Below are 19,580 nucleotides of genomic sequence, written 5' to 3' on the forward strand. Positions count from 1 at the left end.
AGCGGCGGAGAACAGCCTGCATCTGCGTCTCTACCGGCGCTACGACAAGCATTACCAGACCTTCATGGCCGAGCCTTCGATCGACGGGGGCCCGGGCGCCGGCAGCGCATTGCTTGAGGCGCTTCTAGCCGACCTCAACACGCGCCTCGATCGCGGCGACGGCTACAGCATCGACAAGTTCAATATCCCTGAAGACGGCGAAGAACCGGCCGCGGAAATGTACCTGCTGTACCACCCTGACCCACCCACGAGCGTTCGAGAGATCGACGACGACGGTAATCGGTCGAGCATCTACTTCCGGCCACCCGGCGAGGCGATGATCGTCTACACGCCATCGACCGGTCGGGTGCATGTTCGCGCCGGAAACCGAAAGCTCAGGCACACTATTGCGGAACGTTTCATTGAAACAGCTCTCGATCAAACCTACTCAAATCAGCCCGTTGACTTTCAGGCCTACGACATCTCGCATTTCCTGAAAGGCTTCGACCTGGAGCTGCCGGATTTCGATGACGTGTTGATCGAACGCGCAAGGGTAATCCGTGCCGACATCAGCATCCGTAATCTCGCCAACCGCCTGTCGCTTTCTACTACCATCGATCAGGACATCGCCGAGATCATCGACAGCCAGCCGGGCCTCCCAAGGATCTTCGAGCGAGCGGTCGCAATTCGCTTCGTCGAGATCGCGGTGCGGTATCGGCGGGCTGGACGAGAAGCGACGCAAACACTCGACTTCACGCTCACCGACCGAAATACAAGCAGCCTTCTGAGTCTCGACGACCCGTTCGAACGGGTTCTGGGACATCGCCTGTTGCGACACTGGAACATCCTCCGTTAGGGCCGCGCGCCGGGCGACGAAGAGAGCATGGCCGTGATGCCTGCGTTGCTGGCCATCTGGGACATCGGGGCCGAAAAGGTCTCCGGGGCATGGCTCCAAGCTCGAGGTGTAGATCCGGGCCTCCTTACTGAACTGGGTTTTCTCGCGCCCCACGGCTGGGAAGGCGACGATCTGATCGACGATGAAGATGAGGTCGGGCCGGTCGCGGCCGGGGTGAAAACCGGTGTCGAAAGGGACGATGAGGACGGGGAAGGCCACAAGGTGGTCAACCTCGAGGTCACCGAGGGACAGGTCACACCTGGCAATCCGGAACTCTACAGAGTCTACCGGGTGCGCGATGGCTGGGTCGCGCAACACCTGAAAGCGGGCCTTGAACACGTGCTCGATGCGCCCGCTATCGAAAAGCTAAGCGACCATCTCCTATACCTCGGAACGCTCAGTGTCGATGGCGGGGACGTCCCGATCTATCTCGCGCGCGGTCTCGACCGGGAGAAGGTCCGCTCGGCCGTCGATACGGAGCTTCGGGCGCGCCACAACCTCGGCATCGGTCTTGTCCTGCAGGCCGGCAGCGCTCCCGGACCGTGTCTGGCTGCGAACGTTCTGACGCCGCTTGTCGATCAGATCGACACCCAGCAAGCCGAAATCGAGTTGGTCGCAGACAAGCTCCGGTCCGTGTTTCGACGCCATCGGATCCTGGCCCGCGGCGGCCAGGTTGTCGAACTCACCCGGGTCGGGGAAAACATGGCAACTCTGTTTGTTCCGGGGAAAGGCAGCATCGACATCAAGGGCGAGAACCGCATCGAAGTCATCCAGCGGCTGGTCGATGCGCACAACGCCGGCCCGATGCCAATGGCGACAGCAGACCTGATCAGCGGGATCGCGGAAGACCAGTCGTTGGCAAACATTTTCAAGCAGCCTCTCTGGAAAAAGCTGACGGCCGACTTCCTGCGAAGCCCCGGAAAAGGACAATGGGAGATCGCCGTCTGACGGCTGGCTCCGATCCGGCTCCGATTGGGGGGTCTGACTAGCTCCGATTCCCCAGGCCAATGGGGGTGCTCACTCAGTCAGAGGAGCACTCCGATGCCGACTCCCTTCCACCCGCGCCAGGCAGCCCCGACGAGCTGGTCCGGCGCCGCGAAGACCAAGCCCACCACCCTCAACTCGGAATGGCGCTGCACGCGCTGTGACAAGCTGCTCGGCGTCTGCCGGGACGGCCGGATGCACCTGCGCTTCGCGCGGGGGCACGAGTATCTCGTGGGCTTCCCGGTTCAGGCCACCTGCCGCGGCTGCGGCACGCTGAACCACGCCACCGCACCCGCGCGCTGACGCGCGCATCCACCCAACCCCCTGAAACCGCAGAGACGCGCGACGTCCTGACCTGGCCACCACAAGGCGCCGGACGCCTGGCCGGAAGGCAGGCGTCCGATGTCCTTCGCGTGGCACGAAATCCGCGACCACCTCATGCAATCCTCTTCCACTCTCGGCTTCCAGCGCAGCTTCGACGGGCTCCGATGCGCGCAGGGATCCATCGCACGGTTTCCGGACCGGGCGGCGCTTCTCGAAGCGTTGCACCGCGGTCCCGACAGCCCGGCCGGCAAGAACCGGATCCTCAAAGCGCTGATCGCGGCGGCGCAGGATGACGATGGCGCGTGCGACTGCGCCGTGACCGTGCTGCTGCTGGCGCTCTGGCCCGGGCTCGACGCGATCCGCCGTCGCGCGGTGGCGCGCAGGATCGCGCCCGCCGATGAGATCGTCTCCGACATTCTCGCCCGGACGACCGAGGCTATTCGCAGCCTCGATCCCGACCGCGTCACCTGGATCGCCGCCACGGTGCTGCGGAACGTCGAGCGCGACATCCTCCGGGCGCGAAAGCGTGAAGCGGAACGCCAGGGCGTCGCCGCCGAGATCGATCCCGATGGGATCCCCGCGGCGCATGGAGAGCCTGACCGGGCCCTGCATCGCGCGCGGCTCGTCGACGACATGCGCACGCTGATCGGGGGCGACGCGGACCTCGTCAACCGCGTCGCCGTCGAGGGCTGCTCGCAGGCCGAAGCGGCGGTCCAGCTGGGCCTCACAGAAGCGGCCGCCCGCAAGCGCTACCAGCGCGCCTCCCGCAGGCTCCGCGATCGCCTCCAGGAAATCGTCTGACCCGATGTCCCGATCCGGCGCGCCGGATGGCTTTTCCCCAGTGACCGGCAAGCACGCCGCCGAACAGCACGAACAAGGATGGACCATGCAGGAACGCCACCCAGTCCCCGCAGCCGAGATGGTCAGGATCCCGGGCCTCTATCGGCGCTGGGAACTGCCCGAGGTTCTGAAGAACCACCAGGCCTACCGGATCGAGGATGCCGGCGCGCATCAGGACGGCACGCCGCTCCTTGCGGTCTACGCCGCCTGTGACGGCGATGACCCGGCTGATCCGGCCGCCGCCCCGGTCGCTGGTCTCCGCACCCGCCCGGTCGGGCCGGTGTCCCGACAGGCCGCCTAGCGGGTGGCGTCGGAGATCATGTTCATGGGCAACACCCCCTTCATCGCCGTCCGCGCCAGCCGCCCGCTGAGCGAGATCGAGTTCTGTGCCTGGGTGGCGCAGGCCGCGCCCGGCGACCGGCTCGAATACCATCGCGGTTTCCTCGTGCTCGACATCTTCCCGATGCTCGGCCGCCTCGGGGACCGCGAGCGGGAGGAACTGGCGCGGCTCGGATCGCGGGCCTTCTGGGCCGCCGAGCAGGGCCTCGTCCACCTCGTGCAGGAGCGCGTGGGCCCCGACCGCTTCGCCTACATCGCCGTCGCGCGACCGAAGCCGAAGCATGCCGCCGCCTCGTTGTCGGCGCTGCTGCTCGAGGAGCAGGCGGCGTGACTTCCCGCATCCAGACCCCATTCGCCGATCACGGAGACCCGTTCATGCCCTGGCCGAACAACAGCCCGACGCCCGACGACCTGCCGGGCATCCCCGACGCCGACCTCGCGCAGTTTCCCGTCGAACTGCTCGCCATCCTGCAGCGCGAGACCGATGAGGCGCTGAAGCGCGCCAGGGCGGCGAAGGCCCGGCTCGATACCGCGCTGACCATCCGCTACGCCACGCGCGCCGCCGAGGAACGACAGGCCCGGGCCAAGGATACCGGGACGGTCCGCTTCGACGACGGCGATTTCACCGTGGTGGCTGATCTGCCGAAGCGGGTGGATTGGGACCAGGAGCGGCTTGGCGAGATCGTCGAGCGTATCCGCGGCTCGGGCGACGACCCCGCGCAGTATGTCGACGTCACCATCAAGGTGCCGGAGCGCAAATACGCCGCCTGGCCCGACAACATCCGGGCGGTGTTCGAGCCCGCGCGGACCGTGCGCACCGGCGCGCTGAAGGTGGAGCTTCTGCCGCAGGGAGGCGCGGCATGAGCCTCCGGATCGTCACCGCCGACGAGCGGCTGCGCGAGGCGCAGGGCAAGACCACCATGGCGCTGTTCGGCCCGAGCGGCGCCGGCAAGACCACGCTCCTGAAGACGCTGCCGGCCGAGGAGACCGTCTGCCTCGATCTCGAGGCCGGGCTGAAGTCGGTGCAGGACTGGCGCGGCGACAGCCTGCCGATCCGCCGCTTCGCCGACGCCGTGGACATCGCCTGCCTGATCGGCGGCGCGAACCCGGCGGCCCAGCCCGACGAGCATTTCTCGGAGGCGCACCATGCGCATCTCCGCGGGCTTCATCCGGAACTCGCCGCGCGGCTGGACGCCAAGCGCATCGTCTTCGTCGACAGCATCACCGACCTCACCCGGCAGGCGATGGCGTGGGCCAAGACCCGGCCCGAGGCGATGTCGGAACGGACCGGCAAGCCGGACACCCGCGGCGCCTACGGGCTGCTCGCTCGCGAGGTGATCGGGCTCCTCAAGCACCTCCAGCACGCGCCCGGCCGCACGGTGATCTTCGTCGGCATCCTCGAGCGGATCACCGACGAGATGAACCGGACGATCTGGCAGCCGCAGATGGAGGGCGGCAAGGCCGCGCGCGAGCTGCCCGGCATCGTCGACCAGGTGATGACCCTCGGCCTCTTCAGCCCCGAGACCGGCGCAGAAGCTGTTTCGGGCGGCGCGACCGCCTGGCGGCACGATCCCGAGAAGGGCGAGACGCGTCGCCTCGTCTGCCGCTCCGGCAATCCCTGGGGCCTGCCCGCGAAGGACCGCTCCGGGCGCCTCGACCTGACCGAGCCGGCCGATCTCGGCGCGCTCCTCTCCAAGATCAACCACGCACCGAAAGGATGAACGAGATGACCTTCGACATGAACGACGTGGCGCCGCAGCAATCCGGCGACCTGATCCCCGACGGCACCTTCGCCAAGGTGACGATGTCGATCCGCAAGGGCGGCACGGACGGGGCGAGCGAGGTGGACCGCGGGCTCCTGAAGCCCTCGAACCAGCCCGGCAGCGACGTGCTGATGCTCGACGCCGAGTTCACGGTGGCCGAGGGGCCGCATGCCCGGCGCAAGTTCTGGCAGAACTTCACCGTGCAGGGCGGCAAGCTCGACGAACAGGGCCAGTCGATCGGCTGGAAGATCTCCAAGTCGACGTTCCGCGCGATGATCGACAGCGCGCTGGGGCTCAATCCCGAGGACATGAGCGAGGCGGCCAGGGCCAAGCGCGTGCTGCGTGGGCTCGCCGATCTCGACGGGATCACCTTCGTCGCGAAGATCCAGATCGAGCCGAGCCGCAACCCCGCCTACAAGGACGCCAACAAGCTCGACCATGTCGTGCTGCCCACCGCGCCCGAGTGGCAGAAGGTGATGGCCGGCGAAACGGTGCCGGCGCAGCCCTCGAACAAGCCCCGGCCTGCCGCCGCGCCCGCGCAGCCCGCAGCCCCCGCCTGGGGTCAGTCGCAGCCCGCCGCGGCGCCGGCCGCGCCCGCGTGGTCGTCGCCCGCCGCCCAGCCCGCCGCCCATCCTGCCGCCGAGCCCGCCGCGCCGAAGGCCGCGGGCGGCCCGGCCTGGCTCAACCCGTGAGCCCGGACGAATGGCAGGCGCATGTCACCACGGAGGCGGCCCTTGCGATGGGGCGTTGGCTCGAGGCGCGGGGGCGGCTCGACCGTCCCATCGCGAGCCTCACCCGGCGCGATCTGGAATGCATGGCGTCGAACGCCATCAGCCGTTTCATCGTGCTGGCCTCCGAGCGCCGCACCGCCGCGCCGGACGCGGAGGAGCGAAACGCGCTCGACCTGCTGCTCATCGGCTGACCCGCGCCGAACTCGGCCGCCGCGTGCCCTGCGCGCTCTGCGGCCGGGAGGCCCGGGGCTTCGGCTACTGCCACGGCCTGCGCTGGGATCGCCATCCCCATCACCGCTTCTGCTCGATGGCCTGCCTCACGGCGGGTTCGGCCAACGCCCAAAGGAACCACGGCATGATCGACAAGACCGACATGGAAACCCGCGCGATCCGCGAGGCGCGCCGCGAGCTGGCCGAGGCGCTGACCGAGATGGGGCTGATGGAGCCCTTCTTCGACCGGCCGGCCGAGGACATCGACCGCCTGATCGAGGCCTGCATCGACGGATTTCAGGCGTCCATGCAGCGCCAGTCCGACGCCGGCGACGTGCCGTTCTGAGGAGGTGCGGATGCTGGTCGATCTCAACCACCGCTCCGGCTTCGTCTACGGCCGCGCCGCCGATGCCCCGCCGCCGCTCGGTGCCCGGATCAACACGCTGCTCGATGACGCGCTCGTGGCCGAGCGCGCTGGCCAGCGGCCCCGCGACTATCTCGGCGCCAGCCGGATCGGCGAGCCCTGCGCGCGCCGCCTCGTCTACGAGGTGACCCATACCCCGCCCGATCCCGGCAAGGAGCTCGAGGGGCGGAGCCTGCGCATCTTCGCCGCCGGCCATGTCTTCGAGGATCTCGCCATCCGCTGGCTGCGGCTCGCCGGGTTCGACCTGCGCACGCAGACACGCGAGGGCGGCCAGTTCGGCTTCGAGACCGCGGGCGGCCGGATCCGCGGCCATGTCGACGGGGTGATCGTCGATGGCCCGGCTCTCGGCCTGACCTGGCCCGTTCTCTGGGAGCACAAGGCGCTGAAAGCTTCCAGCTGGAATGACACGGCGAAGAAGGGCGTGCAGGTTTCCAAGCCCGTCTATTATGGCCAGCTGCAGATCTACATGGCCTATATGGGCCTCGGGTCGGCGCTCTTCACGGCGCTGAACAAGGACAGCTGCGAGCTTTACCACGAGCATGTCGCCTTCGACCCGGCGACCGCGCAGGAGCTGTCCGACAAGGCGGTCGCCGTGCTGCGCGCCGCAGACGCGGGCGAGTTGCTGCCCCGCATAGCCGCCCATGCCGATTTCTATCTCTGCCGGTTCTGCCCCTTTGCCGCGCGGTGCTGGACGGAGGCGCAGCCATGAACGTCAGCCTCACGGAAGCGCAAACGCGCGCCATTGCCGCCATCCGCGACTGGTATCTCCATCGCACGCACGAGCAGCAGGTGTTCCGGGTGTTCGGATACGCCGGCGTGGGCAAGACCACCATCACCGCCATGGCCATCGAGGCGCTCGGCCTGGAACCCATGACCCCGGGCGGTCTCGGCGGCGTGCTCTTTGCCGCGTTCACGGGCAAGGCCGTTCACGTGATGACGCAAAAGGGCACCCCGGCCCAGACGATCCACAGCCTGATCTATCGTACGTCCGAGGCCTCGCCCGAGGAAATCGCGCGGGTGACCGAGGAACTGGCGGCGCTGGAGCGCGACCTGCCTCGGATGGGCGTGGCCGAGCGCGGCTTCGCCGAGGCGCAGATCGCGCAGCTGAAACTGCGCCTCGACCACATCCACGAGCCCCAGTTCGTCCTGAACCCGCAATCCGATCTGCGCGATGCCGATCTGCTGGTTCTCGACGAGGTGTCGATGGTGGGCGCGGACATGGCGCAGGACCTGCTGGCCTTCGGCAAACCGATCCTCGTTCTCGGCGATCCGGGCCAGCTGCCGCCCGTGAAGGGCACGGGCGTCTTCACCCAGGCTGTGCCGGACGTGATGCTCACCGAGGTGCACCGACAGGCGGCCGACAGCCCGATCCTGCGGCTCGCGACAATGGCGCGGCAGGGCCACGACATCCCCTTCGGCGCCTACGACGATCAGGTCTGGAAGATGTCCCGCCACGAGGTCGGCCCCGCGCAGATGCTGCAGGGCGGACAGGTGATCTGCGGCACCCACGCCATGCGGCGCAGGCTCAACACCGCGATGAAGGACGCCGCCGGGTTCGAGGCCGATTACCCCACGGGCGCCGGCGAAAAGATCATCTGCCTGCGCAACCGCCACGATCTCGGGCTGATCAACGGCATGTTCCTGACCCTTACGGATGTGCAGGCCCATCCGCACAACGACCGGGCCTTCCGCGCCAGCGTGCAGACCGACGACGGAACACCTGTCTCCGGCATGCAGGACTTCTGGCGCGGCGAATACGATGACCACGTGCGCTTCGACCGGGATCGCCATCGCCGCGAATGGATGGCCTGCCGCGGGCTGATCCAGTCGAGCTGGGGCTACGCCATCACCTGCCACAAGGCTCAGGGCAGCCAGTTCCCGACCGTGATCGTGGTCGACGACGGGTTCGGCCACACCGCCGAGGAACGCAGTCGCTGGCTCTACACCGCCATCACCCGGGCCGAGCGCGGCCTGCTGATCCTGTCATGACCTCCCGGCCGAAGAAGGAGCAGACCATGGGCAATCGATCGCGCGATCCGCGTTCACCGGCGCAGAAGGAAGCAGAGCGCCAGTCCTATGCCGATGCGTCCGGTAGGAGCGTCGAGGAAATCCGGGCGCTCGAAGACGCGTTGCGCGAGGTTCCGCGAGAGTATCTCATCGAGCAGCTCTACGGTCCGGATCACGGCGCCTTCTACGACGAGGGCGAGGATCTCTGGATCGTTCCGGATCCGAAACATCGGGGGCCGGGCTTCGGGTTCATCGCCATTCGCAGTGATCGCAGCTGGTTCGGTGGCGTGGTCCCGCCGGGGGCGTTCCAGTGAGTGCCGTTGTCATCGACCTCAACGATGTCGCTCCGGCCCATGTTCAGCCCGCGCGTTACGATCTGGACCTGATCGTGCAGCGCTTGCGCGAGACAGCCGAGAGCTGGGTGCCGCGCCTCTTCCCGAACGGCAAGCGCGTCGGCGACGAATGGCGGCTGGCCAATATCCGCGGGGACGCGCCGCGCAACACCGGCTCCTGCGTCATCAGCTTGCGCGGGCCGCATGCCGGCGACTGGATCGACTTCGACGGAAATGAAGGCGGCGGGCCGATCAGCGCGATCGAGGAAGGCACCGGGCTCTCGGGGCGCGAACTGATCGTCGAGGCGGCAGAGAGGGCGGGTGTTCAGCCCGGCGCGCCCGCGCGTCAAATGCCGGCTGCGAAACCGGCACCCAAGCGCGATGCCTCGCAGGATATCGCGCATATCCTCGCGCGCGCGGTGCCGATCACGGACACGCCTGCCGCGACCTATCTCGCCGGGCGCGCACTGGCCGTGCCCGACGAGACCGACCTGCTGTTCCATCCCGATCTGACGCATTGGGAAACGAAGACCGGCTATGCCGCCCTGCTGGGGCAGGTGCGCGATCGCAGCGGCGAGGTGATCGGGCTGCACCGCACCTACATCGTTGAAGACGACAACGAAGTGCGCAAGGCGACGGTCTCCAAGCCCAAGATGATGCTCGGACGGATTGCCGGCGGCGCGGTGCGGCTCGCGCCGCTCGGAACCGGTGACCGGCTGGCGCTGTCGGAAGGCATCGAGACCGGGCTCGCGGTGATGACCGCCTGTCCCGATCTGCCGGTCTGGGCGACGTTGTCGACGTCGGGGCTGGAGCAGATCGATCTGCCGCCCGCCGCGCAGCGCGTGCTGATCCTGGCCGATCATGACGTATCTGGCGCCGGATTGCGCGCCGCCGAAGCCTGCGCCCGTCGCCTGCGGGCACAGGGCCGCGATGTGGCCATCGCGCGCCCGCCCGGAGAGGGCCAGGACTTCAACGACCTGCTGCTGAGCGAGGGCCCTGCCGCCATCGCGGCCCTGGTCGCCGATGCGGAGGCCATCACCGACGCCGATGCCGTCCTCCAGACCGGCCAGCACCGTCCGCTCAACTATCAGGGGTCGGGCGAGACCATTCCGACCTTGCGAGCCGACGAGGGCGATCTCGGCCGCGCCGTCTCCCAGGTCTGGAGCGTGGTCATGGCCTCCAACCGCACGCCCTGGGTCTTCCGCTTCGCGGGCCAGCCCACATGGGTCGTCCCCGACGACGAGGGGCGGCCAGTGGCGACCATGCTCAACGAGGAGCGCCTGCGCCACATGCTGGCGCGGCTGGCCCGCTGGGTCCGCGAGAATGCCGAGGGCGAACTGCTGCCCGCGCCGCCGCCCGTCGCCGTGGTGAAATCCGTGCTTGCGACGCCCGACCCGGCGCTCCCGGTCCTAACCGGCATCGTCAACACGCCGGTCTTCGGGCGTACCGGCACGCTGATCACCACGCCCGGCTATCACCCCGACGCCCGGCTGCTCTACGTGCCCGCCCCGGGCTTTACCGTGCCCGATATCCCCAGCCGGCCGACCGACGAGGACATTGGCGCAGCCCGCGCCCTGATCTGCGAGGACCTGCTCGGGGACTTCCCCTTCACCGGCGAGGCCGAGCGCGCGCATGTCGTGGCGCTCCTGCTGCTGGGCTTCCTGCGCGGCATGATCGACGGGCCGACGCCGCTGCACCTGATCGAGAAGCCCACGCCCGGGACCGGGGCCACGCTGATGGTCGATGCCGTGGCCACGATCCTGACCGGCGCGGGCGCGAGCGTCATGACCGAGGGGCGCGACGACGAGGAATGGCGCAAGCGCGTCACCGCCAAGCTGCGCCAGATCCCCTCGATCATCCTGATCGACAACCTGCGTGCCAAGCTCGACAGCTCGGCCGTGGCTGCCGCCCTCACCGCTCCCTTCTGGGAGGATCGCGTTCTCGGGCAGTCCGAGATGACCCGGCTGCCGATCCGCTGCCTCTGGATCGCCACCGGCAACAACCCGGAGTTTTCGAACGAGATGGCCCGGCGCCTCGTGCGCATCCGGCTCGATGCCAATGTGGAACAGCCCTGGCAGCGCAAAGGCTTCCGCCATCCCGATCTCATGGTCTGGGTGCGCGCCAACCGGGGCCGCATAGTCGCGGCCTGCCTGACGCTCTGCCAGGCCTGGATCGCCGCCGGCAAGCCGCGTGGCACCAGGACCATCGGCTCCTACGAGAGCTGGGCGCAGGTCATGGGCGGCGTGCTCGAGACGGCCGGCATTCCGGGCTTTCTCGGCAATCTGGAAGAGATGATGGCCGCCTCCGACAGTGAGGGCGCCGGCTGGAGCGCCTTCATCGCCGCCTGGTGGGACAGGTTCGGGACGGCCCCCGTGCTGTCCGCGGACCTGTTCGATATCGCCCTGTTCTGTGACCCGCAGCCACCGCTCGCCGGAGGAAACGACCGCGCGCAAAAGACAGCCTTCGGAAAAGCGATTTCACGAATGCGAGACCGGATATTCCGGATCGGATCATTGCATGTCCGGGTCAGGAAGGACGGCATCGAGCACAAGGCCGCGCGTTGGAAGCTGGTGCTGTCGGACGTGAAAAACGATGCCTCGGGCGGAGATCAACCTGAGGTTGGGGAACATCGGCCCGCTGAGGGGAACGTCGAAAACGGAAGTTCCCCTCGCCAACCCACTGAAAACATTGGCCGAGGGGAACATGGGGAACATGGGGAACATTTTTCCGCCCCTTCACACGCGCGTGCCCGCGCGCACGCGCACGACAAGGATGGGCCCGGAAAACGTTCCCCATGTTCCCCACCTTCCCCAAACCACGTGAAATCAGAAGGTTACGGAGGGGAACATCGGGGGGAACGTCAAAATCGATGTTCCCCACGTTCTGCGGCGCCTGACTGGCTACGCGAGCTCGACCCATGAGCCGGACAGCCATCACACCCCGATCCGACGACGGCGGCCGGTACCGCCAAGCATCAACCGCCGTCGTCATCCACCCGAGCAGCCAACCAGAAAAGGAGACCGCCCATGGCTGACCCGACTCTCGCCACCTCGCACCGCGAGGCAATCCCCGATCTGCCGGTGGCGCACCGCGCCGACCGTACCTTGCTCGCGCTCGATCTCGGCACCGCCACCGGCTGGGCCCTGCATGGCGCCGACGGGCTGATCACCTCCGGCACCGCCAGCTTCCGCCCCGGCCGCTTCGACGGCGGCGGGATGCGATACCTGCGCTTCACCAACTGGCTCTCGGAGTTCGACCGCCTGAGCGGGCCGATCGCGAGCATCTGGTTCGAGGAGGTCCGCCGCCACGCCGGCACCGACGCAGCCCACGTCTATGGCGGGCTCATGGCCACGCTCACCTCCTGGGCCGAGCTCCGCGGCGTGCCCTACGAGGGCGTCCCGGTGGGCACGATCAAGCGCCACGCAACCGGCAAGGGGAACGCCCCGAAGGAGGCGATGATCGCGGCGGCTCGCGCCCGGGGCTTCAGCCCGGCCGACGACAACGAGGCCGACGCCATCGCCATCCTGTTCTGGGCGATCGAGACGGCGGGAGGCGTGGCATGAGCAGGATGCGATACACGCCCAATGGCTATGGCGGCCGCCGCCGCGACCCGGAGCAGGTCAAACGCGAGGGCTGGCACGAGCAGCGGATGCTGGCGGTCTCGCTGGACGACCAGCGCCTCACCTGGCCGGAGCGGGAGTTGATCCGTCAACTCGGGGACAAGCTCTATGGCAAGCCGCCCGCGGTCCGGGAGGTACGCCATGACTGACTGGACCACCGCGCAGGTGCAGGACCGTCTCGAACTCGCCGCGGACGTCTTCGCACAGCTGCCTGCGGTGAAGCCGCAGGGCTACTTCAACGCCTGGCCCGACTACTTCCACAGCTTCGCCGATCAGGTCGGTCAGGAGCCGCAGATGCGCCGGCCCCGGCCGAGCCCGCGCCAGATTACGGAGGCCGAGGAGGCGATGCTGTGGCTGCGTTGGCTCGAGAAGGACGACGCTCGCCTCGTCTGGCTGCGCGCCAACCGCACGCCTTGGAAGCCCATCTGTTGGGAGCTCGGCATAAGCCGCGCCACAGCGAACCGGCGCTGGCATTACGGCATCGCCGTGATCGTGTGGCGGCTGAACGGGCGGCAGGTGCCGCGGAAGAGGTCCATGGCGTTCGTGGTGAGGCGGACGGGGTGAACCGGACCTCAGCTGCGGAACGACTCAATGGCCGTTGTTCGGACCTTCCGGCCTATCGCGGCACGTGCTCGTTTTCCACTGCCGCCCCGAGGGCTTTCGGGAGTACGGGCGGTGGTCCGGGCATTCGCTGCAACGCGTACGCACGGCGACGATAGGCGATGTGCCAATAATGCGAAACTGCAAACAAAGGTCGTTCATTGCATCGCAGACGGTCCACTGCCAACACTTGCGACGCGGATGGCCGGTTTAGGCTTCCTCGATTGCGTCGCCATGTCGAAGACATGAAAATACCCGAGCGAGCCGCCGGCCTCCCAGCGGCTCCTTTCCCGATTAGCTGATGCTGGTGTGCGGAGTCCGTCCGTTATGGGCACGAGTATGACATCATGGCGAGGGGCCAGCGCCTAGCCAAGCATTCGGACGGGGTTTACGCGTCGAAGCCGATCTTCGTGGGATGTACTTCGAAGGAGATATGCATGTCAGCGCCAATGATGCCCGGGCGCATGTGGCGGTAGAGCGCGCGCCAGTAAGGCTGGATCGTCACGGCCTCTTCGAGCATGATCTCTTCGAGGCGACGGGCATGCTCCCGACGCTGATCTGCATCCGCGACCGAAAGCGCTGCATCGAGAACCCGGTCGAATTCCTCGCTCGAGAATCCGGTCTCGTTCCACGGCACGCCGGATCGGTAGGCGAGGTTGAGTATCTGCACGGCAAGGGGTCGATGGTTCCAGTTCGTGGACGAGAAGGGATACTGGAGCCAGTTGTTCCAGAATGTGCTGCCGGGAGCGACGACACGCCGCACCGGAATGCCGGCATCCCTGAGTTGCGCAGCCACGGCGTCGGATGAGTTCCGGCGCCAGTCATCGTCGATCGAGACCAGTTCGTGCTCGAAATCGGCCATGCCGGCTTCCTCGAGAAGGGCCCTCGCGCCTTCGGGATCGTGAGGAATGTTCGGGATTTCGGCGTATTCCGGGTGGATCGGCGCGACGTGATGGTTCTCGGCCGGCGCGCCAAGCCCGGAATAACCGAGTTCCAGCACAAGCTCGTTGTCGGTCGCCATGATGAGGGCGCGGCGGACCCGCTCGTCAGCATAGGGGCGCATCCCGTCCACTTCGGCCAATTGATTGAAGCGCACCGTGAGCGTCGCGCTGGTCACGACGTCCGACTTCTCCCAGCCGATGGTGTCGAACACCTCGATGAATTCGCCCGTCGTTTCGTAGAGGATGTCGAGTTCTCCGGCCTCTGCGGCGGCCAACCAAGAAGCCGGATCTGTCCCGTAGTCCAGGAACTCGATCCGGTCGAGATACGGGCCGCCATGGACCTCCGTGCCCCACCAGCTTTCGCGGCGCTCGAACACCGCGCGCTGGCCCACCTCCAGTTCGGCCAAGGTATAGGCCCCGGTCCCGACGATGGCGGCTGGGTCGCCCGGATCGAAGGTCGGGTGCGGAACGGCCGCGGGATAATCCGCCATGCTGGGGATGATAGTGATGTCCGGCCGGGGAAGGTACAGGCGTACGGTGAGATCGTCGACGACCTCGACGCTGCCCTCGATCAAGGCGCCAGTCGCCTCGTCCACCAGCACGCTCAGGCGCGAGGCCATGGTGTTGCCCTCCACCTCGCTGTCGCACCAGTATTCGAAGGTGCGGGCGACATCCGAGGCGGTGAAGGCCTCGCCGTTGGACCATGTCACGCCGGGTCGCACGCGGAGGACGTATTCGGTGGCGTCCTCGTTGACCTCCCACGCCTCCAGCAGCATCGGCGTGAAGGTGCCGTCGTTGTTGTACTGCACCATGTAGTCCAGAGGGCCACGCAGCAGGTTGCCGATCTCCGACCAGTCCGCAGTCCGGGGATCCTTGATCGCGCGGACGCTCATCTGCATGCGCAGGGTGCCGCCCTGCGCGGGGATGGCTTGCTGTGCCACTGCCGGGGCATTCAGGCCGAGCAGGGCGTAGGCGGCGGGCGCGGCAACCCCCAGTGCCGTCGCACGGGTGAGGAATTCGCGCCGGCTCAGCGTGCCATCGGCGACCTCGCGAGCGAGGGCGGGGGCAGCGGGGTGAATATGTGTCATGACGGCATCTCCGAATTGGTGGATCGCGGGATTGCGGCGGCCCGGTTTTGGCTGCTCTTGTCGTTCAGGGCAGAGCGGGAATGGGCGTGTGGGAGAAGGCGCTGGACATCGCGGCGTCGCGGCCGCCCATCCTTGCAAGCCTTCGGTCCTGGTCGGCGTGGGCGGCGGCATCGACCTGGTCCGGATCGCATATCTCGCGCAGACGGCGCAGGCCTTCGGCGCGGATAGGAGAGAAGTCCGGATTGGCGCCGAGATCGACACGTTCCCCGGGATCCGTCCTCAGATCGAAGAGTTGCGGGCGTTCGGACGTGTAGTGGACGTATTTCCAGCGGTCCCAGCGGATCATGAATGCCCCAGTGGTCGAGCCGCCGTCGTGATATTCGGAAAACCCCGTCCGGTTCGGATCGTCCGGGGCAGCCGCCAAATCCCGCAGATCCGCCCCGGGCAGAGTGGCGGCCTTCTGACCGAAAACCGGAAGCGCCGTCGTCGCGATGTCGAGAAGACTTGCCGTCGTTGCGCAGCGCCCAGCGACAACGCCAGGCCCGGCCGCGATCATGGGAATGCCGACCGAGCCCTCCAGCATTACCGACTTTCCCCAGAAGCCATGGTCGCCCAGCATTTCGCCGTGATCGGAGACATAGATCACCAGCGTGTCCTCCGCCTGGCCGGACACCTCCAGCGCCGCGAGCACGCGTCCCATGCAATCGTCCATGAAGGCTACCAGCGCCATGTAGTTCAGGCGCGCCTCGGCCATCAGCCGGTCGTCGAAATATGGGTCGTGGTCATAAAAGTCGCGGATCCGGCGCAATTCGGGATGGGCCGGGCGATCGCGGGCAGCCACCGGGGGCGGGATGAGGTCCGGGTCGATACGCGCGCGCCAGTCTGCCGGTGCGACCAGCGGGTAATGCGGCGTCACGAGGCTGACCATTGCCGCCCAGGGTCGTTTGGTGCGTTCGGTCGAAGCAATCCATTCGACTGCCGCATCGCTCACCGAGCGGTCGTAGCGAGTCGTTTCGGTTTCGCCAGTGGCGACCTCCAGCGCCAACTCATGGGCCGCCGCGAAGGTCGCCGTGCCGTCACGGACGAGGCTGACGGTCCAGCCTTCGCCCGCCACGTGCAGCGGGGCGATCTCCTCAACCGCCCCGTGATCGGACCCGGCCTTGTAATGCAGCTTGCCAAAGGTCGCCGTATGGATTCCTGCGTCGCGCAGGGCATGCATCCAGCCGCGGGGCTGCCCCGACCAGGGCGCGGCGCTGTCCCAGTGCCCGGTGCAATGCGTCGGCAACCCGGTCGCGAAGGCGGCGCGCGCTGGCACGCAGATGGGCGCGGGCGTGTACGCGTTATCGAACACCATTCCGCGCGCGGCGAGCCGGTCGAGCGCGGGCGTCGGAGCTGCGGGATGCCCCATGAAGCCGGTGGCGTCGCGCCGATGTTCGTCCGACATGAGTATCAGAAGATTCCGGGGGTGATCCGTCATGCCGCGTACTCCGCGCCCTCGGCATCCAGCACTTGGCGGATCGCGGCGAGGTGGCGGGCGGCGAAACCCGGATAAGCCTCCCACTGGCGGGCTGTCTTCTCGGCGATCTCAGCGCTGGCAATATTCAGCGCGCGCCCCGTGGCAAGGGCGAGCAGGTAGGTGTCGGCAGCCTTCTCGAAATAGTAGAGGTCGTCCAGGCACTGTGCGACGCTGTCGCCAACGACAAGCACGCCGTGCTGCGCCATCAACAGGATGCGGCGCGAACCGAGCGCGCCGGCAAGCCGCTCCGCCTCGTCGCCCAGGCCCATGCCGTCGAAGCCCATGTCGATGGCGACGCGCCCGAAGAACCGCATCGCGTTCTGGTCGATGGGCGGGAGCGTAGGATCGGCAAGGCACGACAACGCCGTCCCCGCCCGCGAGTGAAGATGCATCACGCAGCGCGCCTGCGGCACATGCCGATGCATCGCCCCGTGGATAGCCCAGGCCGTGGGATCAATATTGTCGCCGACCGCACCCGTATCGCAGTCTGACGCCAGCCGCGCGAGATCCGAGGCCCGAATGACGGACCAGTGCACGCCGTAGGGGTTCAGCAGGAAGGTTCCGTCGCCCATGTCGTGGCTCACATGGTTCGCGATGCCCTCGTTCATCCCCAGCCGGTCAAACCATCTCAGCGCCGCGGCCAGCTCGGCGCGAATGGTCTTCTCGTCGTGATGGACGTCCTTCATTGCAGACCTCCGTCTTTCATGACCCGAGACTACGGGCTGGACGCCGGCCGCAGAAGCGATCATTCTTTGGCAGTAGCCATAACGGATGGAATTGCATGAGTGTCCTCAACTGGTTGCGGTCGTTCGAGGCGGCGGCGCGCCATTGCAACATCACCCTCGCGGCCGAGGAACTGGGGCTCAGCCAGGCGGCGGTTTCCAAGCAGATTCAGGCGCTGGAACAGCGGCTGGGCACGACACTTCTGATACGCGAAGCGCGCGGCGTGCGCGCCACCTCGGAAGGACTGGAGCTTCAGACCGGCGTTGCGCAGGGCCTCCAGCGCATCGACGCGGCCTTGGACCGGCTGGAGCAGCCCAAGGGCTCGGAACTCCTGGTGTTGAGCAACGCGAGCTTCGCCCTGCACTGGCTGATGCCTCGACTCCATGCCTTCACAACTGCCCACTCGGATCTGCGCCTCAACCTCCGCACGGCGCTCTGGTCGCGCGACACGCTCGGCATCGACGCTGATGTCGAGATCTTCTTCGCACCTGCCGGACAGCAGGATGCAGAGATCCTGGGCAACGGCGCCCTCATCGGAGTCGCTCATCCGGAAGCGGCGGGCGGCGTCGTCCGTGTTGCCGGCTATCGACGCAGCTTCGATGCCCTGAGAGGCGAAACCGTCGCGGAGGTAGACACCTTCCATTCGGCCTTGCAGCTTGCACGCAGCCTGAAGGCGCGCACGATCTGCCCGAGCTTCCTGGCGAGGGACGATGTGGAAAGTCACGGCCTACAAGTGTTCCAGATCGGCGAGGCGGACAGACACTGCTACTGGTGCCGCACCCGCAGCGGCACGGGTCGCGTGTTCGCCGGCTGGCTAAAGCGCATGATCGCGCCGTAGAGTATTCCTCAAGCCGGATTCTCCGTCGCGCGAAACCCCACTCGGTCCGATTGAAGCCCGGCGCGAAAAGCGACACCCGTTGCGTGCCTGCCCCTCCACGAGCACCCGCCGCACCAGCTCGGCTCGACTGTGCGGCGTCAGACGGGCATTCTTGCAAACGTTCATTTGGTCCCTCCAGCGGTCAGCTAAAACGTCAGCACCTTCAGCTTTCCCGGACGGAACCAAATGGACAACCTAATGAAAGCTCACAGCTAGCGCAAACGTCCGCTTCTGCGTCGCGCATCGGATTCTCGGAAGTTTTCGCGCGTGAGCGTGTCAACAACTGTCAGCCGCTGAGACAATTTCCGGCGAGACACCGGACGGCGAGACGGATCGGCCCGCTGACGCTATCCATGGCGATATACTTGGGGTCGTGCGCTTGGACGAACCGACGCTCATCCCGAGTTGGACACCGGGCTTGGCTTCCGGGGTCCAGCCGGGGTCCAGACCGCCAAGCCATTGTTTTCCGGTTCCTTTTCGGGCCGAAACGTATGCTGGCGGGCGTGGCGCGGAATATCGCCAGCGACAGGGCCGATTTTTTGGGAAGCCACCGGAGTCCGGGGTCCACCCGCGACAACATGAAACCTTCGTGAAATCAAAGACCTGAGCGGTTGCGCGGGGTGGATGCCCCGCGGAATCCGGAGTCCAGCCGGAAGCCAGGGTATCCACCCCGGCGGAGTCCAGGACGCGGGAGTCCAGCGCGGTCTGGGCCGCCGGGCGCACAACATCGACAGGATCACGCATGACGCTGAGCTTCGCCCCCGAGCGGATCGAGCAATGGCCGCTCGCGCGCCTCCAGCCCTATGCCCGCAATGCCAAGCAGCACGGCGCGGACCAGGTCGCGAAGCTGGCCGCGAGCATGGCCGAATTCGGCTGGACGGTGCCCTGCCTTGTGGGCGAGGACGGTGAGTTGATCGCCGGGCACGGGCGGGTGCTGGCGGCCGAACAGCTCGGGCTGACCGAGGCGCCGGTCATCGTGCTGGGGCATCTGACTGAGGCGCAGCGGCGGGCCTATCGTTTGGCCGACAATAAATTGACCGAACTCGGCAGCTGGGACGAGGCGCTCCTGTCTGCCGAGTTGCAGGACCTGCTGGCCGACGACTACGACATGTCGCTGGTCGGCTTCTCGGATGGCGAGCTGGACAAGCTGCTGGCCTTCGATGCGGATGGGGGCGGTGACGAAGAGGGTGGCGCCGGGGGCTCCGTGCCTCCGGTGACCATCCCCGAGCCGCCGCGCAACCCGGCCTCGCAGACGGGCGATCTGTGGATCCTCTGCGACCATCGCCTCCTCTGCGGCGACAGCACCAGCCACGACGATGTGAGACGCCTGATGAACGGCGAGCGGGCGATCCTGTTCGCCACCGACCCGCCGTATCTGGTGGACTAC

23 protein-coding genes are annotated in these 19,580 nt (G+C 67.3%); 20 read left to right on the forward strand and 3 right to left on the reverse strand.

Going from position 1 to position 19,580, the window contains the following annotated elements:
- The 18 genes from AB6A66_RS16785 to AB6A66_RS16870 all read left to right on the forward strand — a co-directional run.
- Positions 1-835: hypothetical protein (locus AB6A66_RS16785; RefSeq protein WP_371056787.1), on the forward strand; the 835-nt coding region annotated here is incomplete at its 5' end.
- A gap of 27 nt (positions 836-862) precedes the next feature.
- The gene (locus AB6A66_RS16790) at positions 863-1,822 is read left to right on the forward strand and encodes a hypothetical protein (protein ID WP_371056788.1); all 960 of its coding nucleotides are present in this window, start codon (positions 863-865) and stop codon (positions 1,820-1,822) included.
- 93 nt (positions 1,823-1,915) lie between these two features.
- Complete coding sequence (locus AB6A66_RS16795) at positions 1,916-2,161, forward strand: hypothetical protein (RefSeq protein ID WP_058864076.1); 246 nt, start codon at positions 1,916-1,918, stop codon at positions 2,159-2,161.
- A 99-nt stretch (positions 2,162-2,260) separates the two neighbouring features.
- Positions 2,261-2,983: an RNA polymerase sigma factor gene (locus AB6A66_RS16800; protein WP_371056789.1), complete on the forward strand. Its 723-nt coding sequence runs from the start codon at positions 2,261-2,263 to the stop codon at positions 2,981-2,983.
- 85 nt (positions 2,984-3,068) lie between these two features.
- Positions 3,069-3,323, forward strand: a complete 255-nt coding sequence (locus AB6A66_RS16805; RefSeq protein WP_371056790.1) for a hypothetical protein — start codon at positions 3,069-3,071, stop codon at positions 3,321-3,323.
- Positions 3,324-3,347: 24 nt separating this feature from the next.
- Positions 3,348-3,692, forward strand: a complete 345-nt coding sequence (locus AB6A66_RS16810) for a hypothetical protein (protein ID WP_371056791.1) — start codon at positions 3,348-3,350, stop codon at positions 3,690-3,692.
- A 44-nt stretch (positions 3,693-3,736) separates the two neighbouring features.
- Positions 3,737-4,225, forward strand: coding sequence for a hypothetical protein (locus AB6A66_RS16815; protein WP_371056792.1), 489 nt, complete (start codon positions 3,737-3,739; stop codon positions 4,223-4,225).
- Complete coding sequence (locus tag AB6A66_RS16820) at positions 4,222-5,082, forward strand: ATP-binding protein (protein WP_371056793.1); 861 nt, start codon at positions 4,222-4,224, stop codon at positions 5,080-5,082. The genes AB6A66_RS16815 and AB6A66_RS16820 overlap by 4 nt, the downstream gene beginning before the upstream one ends.
- A 5-nt stretch (positions 5,083-5,087) precedes the next feature.
- Complete coding sequence (locus AB6A66_RS16825; RefSeq protein WP_371056794.1) at positions 5,088-5,816, forward strand: hypothetical protein; 729 nt, start codon at positions 5,088-5,090, stop codon at positions 5,814-5,816.
- Positions 5,813-6,046 carry a hypothetical protein gene (locus tag AB6A66_RS16830; protein ID WP_371056795.1) on the forward strand — a complete coding sequence of 78 codons (234 nt, stop codon included), beginning with the start codon at positions 5,813-5,815 and terminating at the stop codon, positions 6,044-6,046. The genes AB6A66_RS16825 and AB6A66_RS16830 overlap by 4 nt, the downstream gene beginning before the upstream one ends.
- Positions 6,047-6,210: 164 nt before the next feature.
- Positions 6,211-6,411 (forward strand): DUF6511 domain-containing protein, encoded by a 201-nt coding sequence (locus AB6A66_RS16835; RefSeq protein WP_371056796.1) that lies wholly within the window; start codon positions 6,211-6,213, stop codon positions 6,409-6,411.
- Positions 6,412-6,421: 10 nt separating this feature from the next.
- The gene (locus tag AB6A66_RS16840; protein ID WP_371056797.1) at positions 6,422-7,198 is read left to right on the forward strand and encodes a hypothetical protein; all 777 of its coding nucleotides are present in this window, start codon (positions 6,422-6,424) and stop codon (positions 7,196-7,198) included.
- The gene (locus AB6A66_RS16845) at positions 7,195-8,478 is read left to right on the forward strand and encodes an ATP-dependent RecD-like DNA helicase (protein WP_371056798.1); all 1,284 of its coding nucleotides are present in this window, start codon (positions 7,195-7,197) and stop codon (positions 8,476-8,478) included. The genes AB6A66_RS16840 and AB6A66_RS16845 overlap by 4 nt, the downstream gene beginning before the upstream one ends.
- Before the next feature lie 26 nt (positions 8,479-8,504).
- Positions 8,505-8,810: a hypothetical protein gene (locus AB6A66_RS16850; protein WP_371056799.1), complete on the forward strand. Its 306-nt coding sequence runs from the start codon at positions 8,505-8,507 to the stop codon at positions 8,808-8,810.
- 437 nt (positions 8,811-9,247) lie between these two features.
- Complete coding sequence (locus tag AB6A66_RS16855) at positions 9,248-11,749, forward strand: toprim domain-containing protein (RefSeq protein WP_371056800.1); 2,502 nt, start codon at positions 9,248-9,250, stop codon at positions 11,747-11,749.
- A 105-nt stretch (positions 11,750-11,854) separates the two neighbouring features.
- Positions 11,855-12,391, forward strand: coding sequence for a crossover junction endodeoxyribonuclease RuvC (locus AB6A66_RS16860; protein ID WP_371056801.1), 537 nt, complete (start codon positions 11,855-11,857; stop codon positions 12,389-12,391).
- Positions 12,388-12,597 carry a hypothetical protein gene (locus tag AB6A66_RS16865; protein WP_371056802.1) on the forward strand — a complete coding sequence of 70 codons (210 nt, stop codon included), beginning with the start codon at positions 12,388-12,390 and terminating at the stop codon, positions 12,595-12,597. The genes AB6A66_RS16860 and AB6A66_RS16865 overlap by 4 nt, the downstream gene beginning before the upstream one ends.
- Complete coding sequence (locus tag AB6A66_RS16870) at positions 12,590-13,012, forward strand: DUF6362 family protein (RefSeq protein WP_371056803.1); 423 nt, start codon at positions 12,590-12,592, stop codon at positions 13,010-13,012. Before AB6A66_RS16865 ends, AB6A66_RS16870 begins: the two co-directional genes overlap by 8 nt.
- Before the next feature lie 424 nt (positions 13,013-13,436).
- Here the strand turns inward: AB6A66_RS16870 and AB6A66_RS16875 are convergent, their stop codons facing one another.
- The 3 genes from AB6A66_RS16875 to AB6A66_RS16885 form a co-directional block, all read right to left on the reverse strand.
- Positions 13,437-15,077 carry an ABC transporter substrate-binding protein gene (locus AB6A66_RS16875; protein ID WP_371056804.1) on the reverse strand — a complete coding sequence of 547 codons (1,641 nt, stop codon included), beginning with the start codon at positions 15,075-15,077 and terminating at the stop codon, positions 13,437-13,439.
- 64 nt (positions 15,078-15,141) lie between these two features.
- On the reverse strand, positions 15,142-16,554 hold the full coding sequence (locus AB6A66_RS16880) for a sulfatase-like hydrolase/transferase (protein ID WP_371056805.1): 1,413 nt from the start codon (positions 16,552-16,554) through the stop codon (positions 15,142-15,144).
- The gene (locus AB6A66_RS16885; RefSeq protein ID WP_113290477.1) at positions 16,551-17,279 is read right to left on the reverse strand and encodes a class II aldolase/adducin family protein; all 729 of its coding nucleotides are present in this window, start codon (positions 17,277-17,279) and stop codon (positions 16,551-16,553) included. Before AB6A66_RS16885 ends, AB6A66_RS16880 begins: the two co-directional genes overlap by 4 nt.
- 95 nt (positions 17,280-17,374) lie before the next feature.
- Between AB6A66_RS16885 and AB6A66_RS16890 the strand changes: the two genes are divergently transcribed.
- Both AB6A66_RS16890 and AB6A66_RS16895 read left to right on the forward strand, forming a co-directional pair.
- Positions 17,375-18,154, forward strand: coding sequence for a LysR family transcriptional regulator (locus AB6A66_RS16890; protein WP_371056806.1), 780 nt, complete (start codon positions 17,375-17,377; stop codon positions 18,152-18,154).
- Positions 18,155-18,935: 781 nt separating this feature from the next.
- A partial coding sequence (locus AB6A66_RS16895; RefSeq protein ID WP_371056808.1) for a ParB/Srx family N-terminal domain-containing protein occupies positions 18,936-19,580 on the forward strand: 645 nt, incomplete at its 3' end.

The sequence above is a fragment of the Rhodosalinus sp. K401 genome, assembly GCF_041365735.1.
In the GTDB taxonomy this organism is placed as follows: Bacteria; Pseudomonadota; Alphaproteobacteria; order Rhodobacterales; family Rhodobacteraceae; genus Rhodosalinus.

Excerpts from the sequence above, each read along its gene's own strand:
- AB6A66_RS16790 (WP_371056788.1), top strand. The coding sequence starts at position 863 with ATGGCCGTGATGCCTGCGTTGCTGGCCATCTGGGACATCGGGGCCGAA.
- AB6A66_RS16795 (WP_058864076.1), top strand. The coding sequence starts at position 1,916 with ATGCCGACTCCCTTCCACCCGCGCCAGGCAGCCCCGACGAGCTGGTCC.
- AB6A66_RS16800 (WP_371056789.1), top strand. The coding sequence starts at position 2,261 with ATGTCCTTCGCGTGGCACGAAATCCGCGACCACCTCATGCAATCCTCT.
- AB6A66_RS16805 (WP_371056790.1), top strand. The coding sequence starts at position 3,069 with ATGCAGGAACGCCACCCAGTCCCCGCAGCCGAGATGGTCAGGATCCCG.
- AB6A66_RS16810 (WP_371056791.1), top strand. The coding sequence starts at position 3,348 with ATGGGCAACACCCCCTTCATCGCCGTCCGCGCCAGCCGCCCGCTGAGC.
- AB6A66_RS16815 (WP_371056792.1), top strand. The coding sequence starts at position 3,737 with ATGCCCTGGCCGAACAACAGCCCGACGCCCGACGACCTGCCGGGCATC.
- AB6A66_RS16820 (WP_371056793.1), top strand. The coding sequence starts at position 4,222 with ATGAGCCTCCGGATCGTCACCGCCGACGAGCGGCTGCGCGAGGCGCAG.
- AB6A66_RS16825 (WP_371056794.1), top strand. The coding sequence starts at position 5,088 with ATGACCTTCGACATGAACGACGTGGCGCCGCAGCAATCCGGCGACCTG.
- AB6A66_RS16835 (WP_371056796.1), top strand. The coding sequence starts at position 6,211 with ATGATCGACAAGACCGACATGGAAACCCGCGCGATCCGCGAGGCGCGC.
- AB6A66_RS16840 (WP_371056797.1), top strand. The coding sequence starts at position 6,422 with ATGCTGGTCGATCTCAACCACCGCTCCGGCTTCGTCTACGGCCGCGCC.
- AB6A66_RS16845 (WP_371056798.1), top strand. The coding sequence starts at position 7,195 with ATGAACGTCAGCCTCACGGAAGCGCAAACGCGCGCCATTGCCGCCATC.
- AB6A66_RS16850 (WP_371056799.1), top strand. The coding sequence starts at position 8,505 with ATGGGCAATCGATCGCGCGATCCGCGTTCACCGGCGCAGAAGGAAGCA.
- AB6A66_RS16860 (WP_371056801.1), top strand. The coding sequence starts at position 11,855 with ATGGCTGACCCGACTCTCGCCACCTCGCACCGCGAGGCAATCCCCGAT.
- AB6A66_RS16865 (WP_371056802.1), top strand. The coding sequence starts at position 12,388 with ATGAGCAGGATGCGATACACGCCCAATGGCTATGGCGGCCGCCGCCGC.
- AB6A66_RS16870 (WP_371056803.1), top strand. The coding sequence starts at position 12,590 with ATGACTGACTGGACCACCGCGCAGGTGCAGGACCGTCTCGAACTCGCC.
- AB6A66_RS16875 (WP_371056804.1), bottom strand. The coding sequence starts at position 15,077 with ATGACACATATTCACCCCGCTGCCCCCGCCCTCGCTCGCGAGGTCGCC.
- AB6A66_RS16880 (WP_371056805.1), bottom strand. The coding sequence starts at position 16,554 with ATGACGGATCACCCCCGGAATCTTCTGATACTCATGTCGGACGAACAT.
- AB6A66_RS16885 (WP_113290477.1), bottom strand. The coding sequence starts at position 17,279 with ATGAAGGACGTCCATCACGACGAGAAGACCATTCGCGCCGAGCTGGCC.
- AB6A66_RS16890 (WP_371056806.1), top strand. The coding sequence starts at position 17,375 with ATGAGTGTCCTCAACTGGTTGCGGTCGTTCGAGGCGGCGGCGCGCCAT.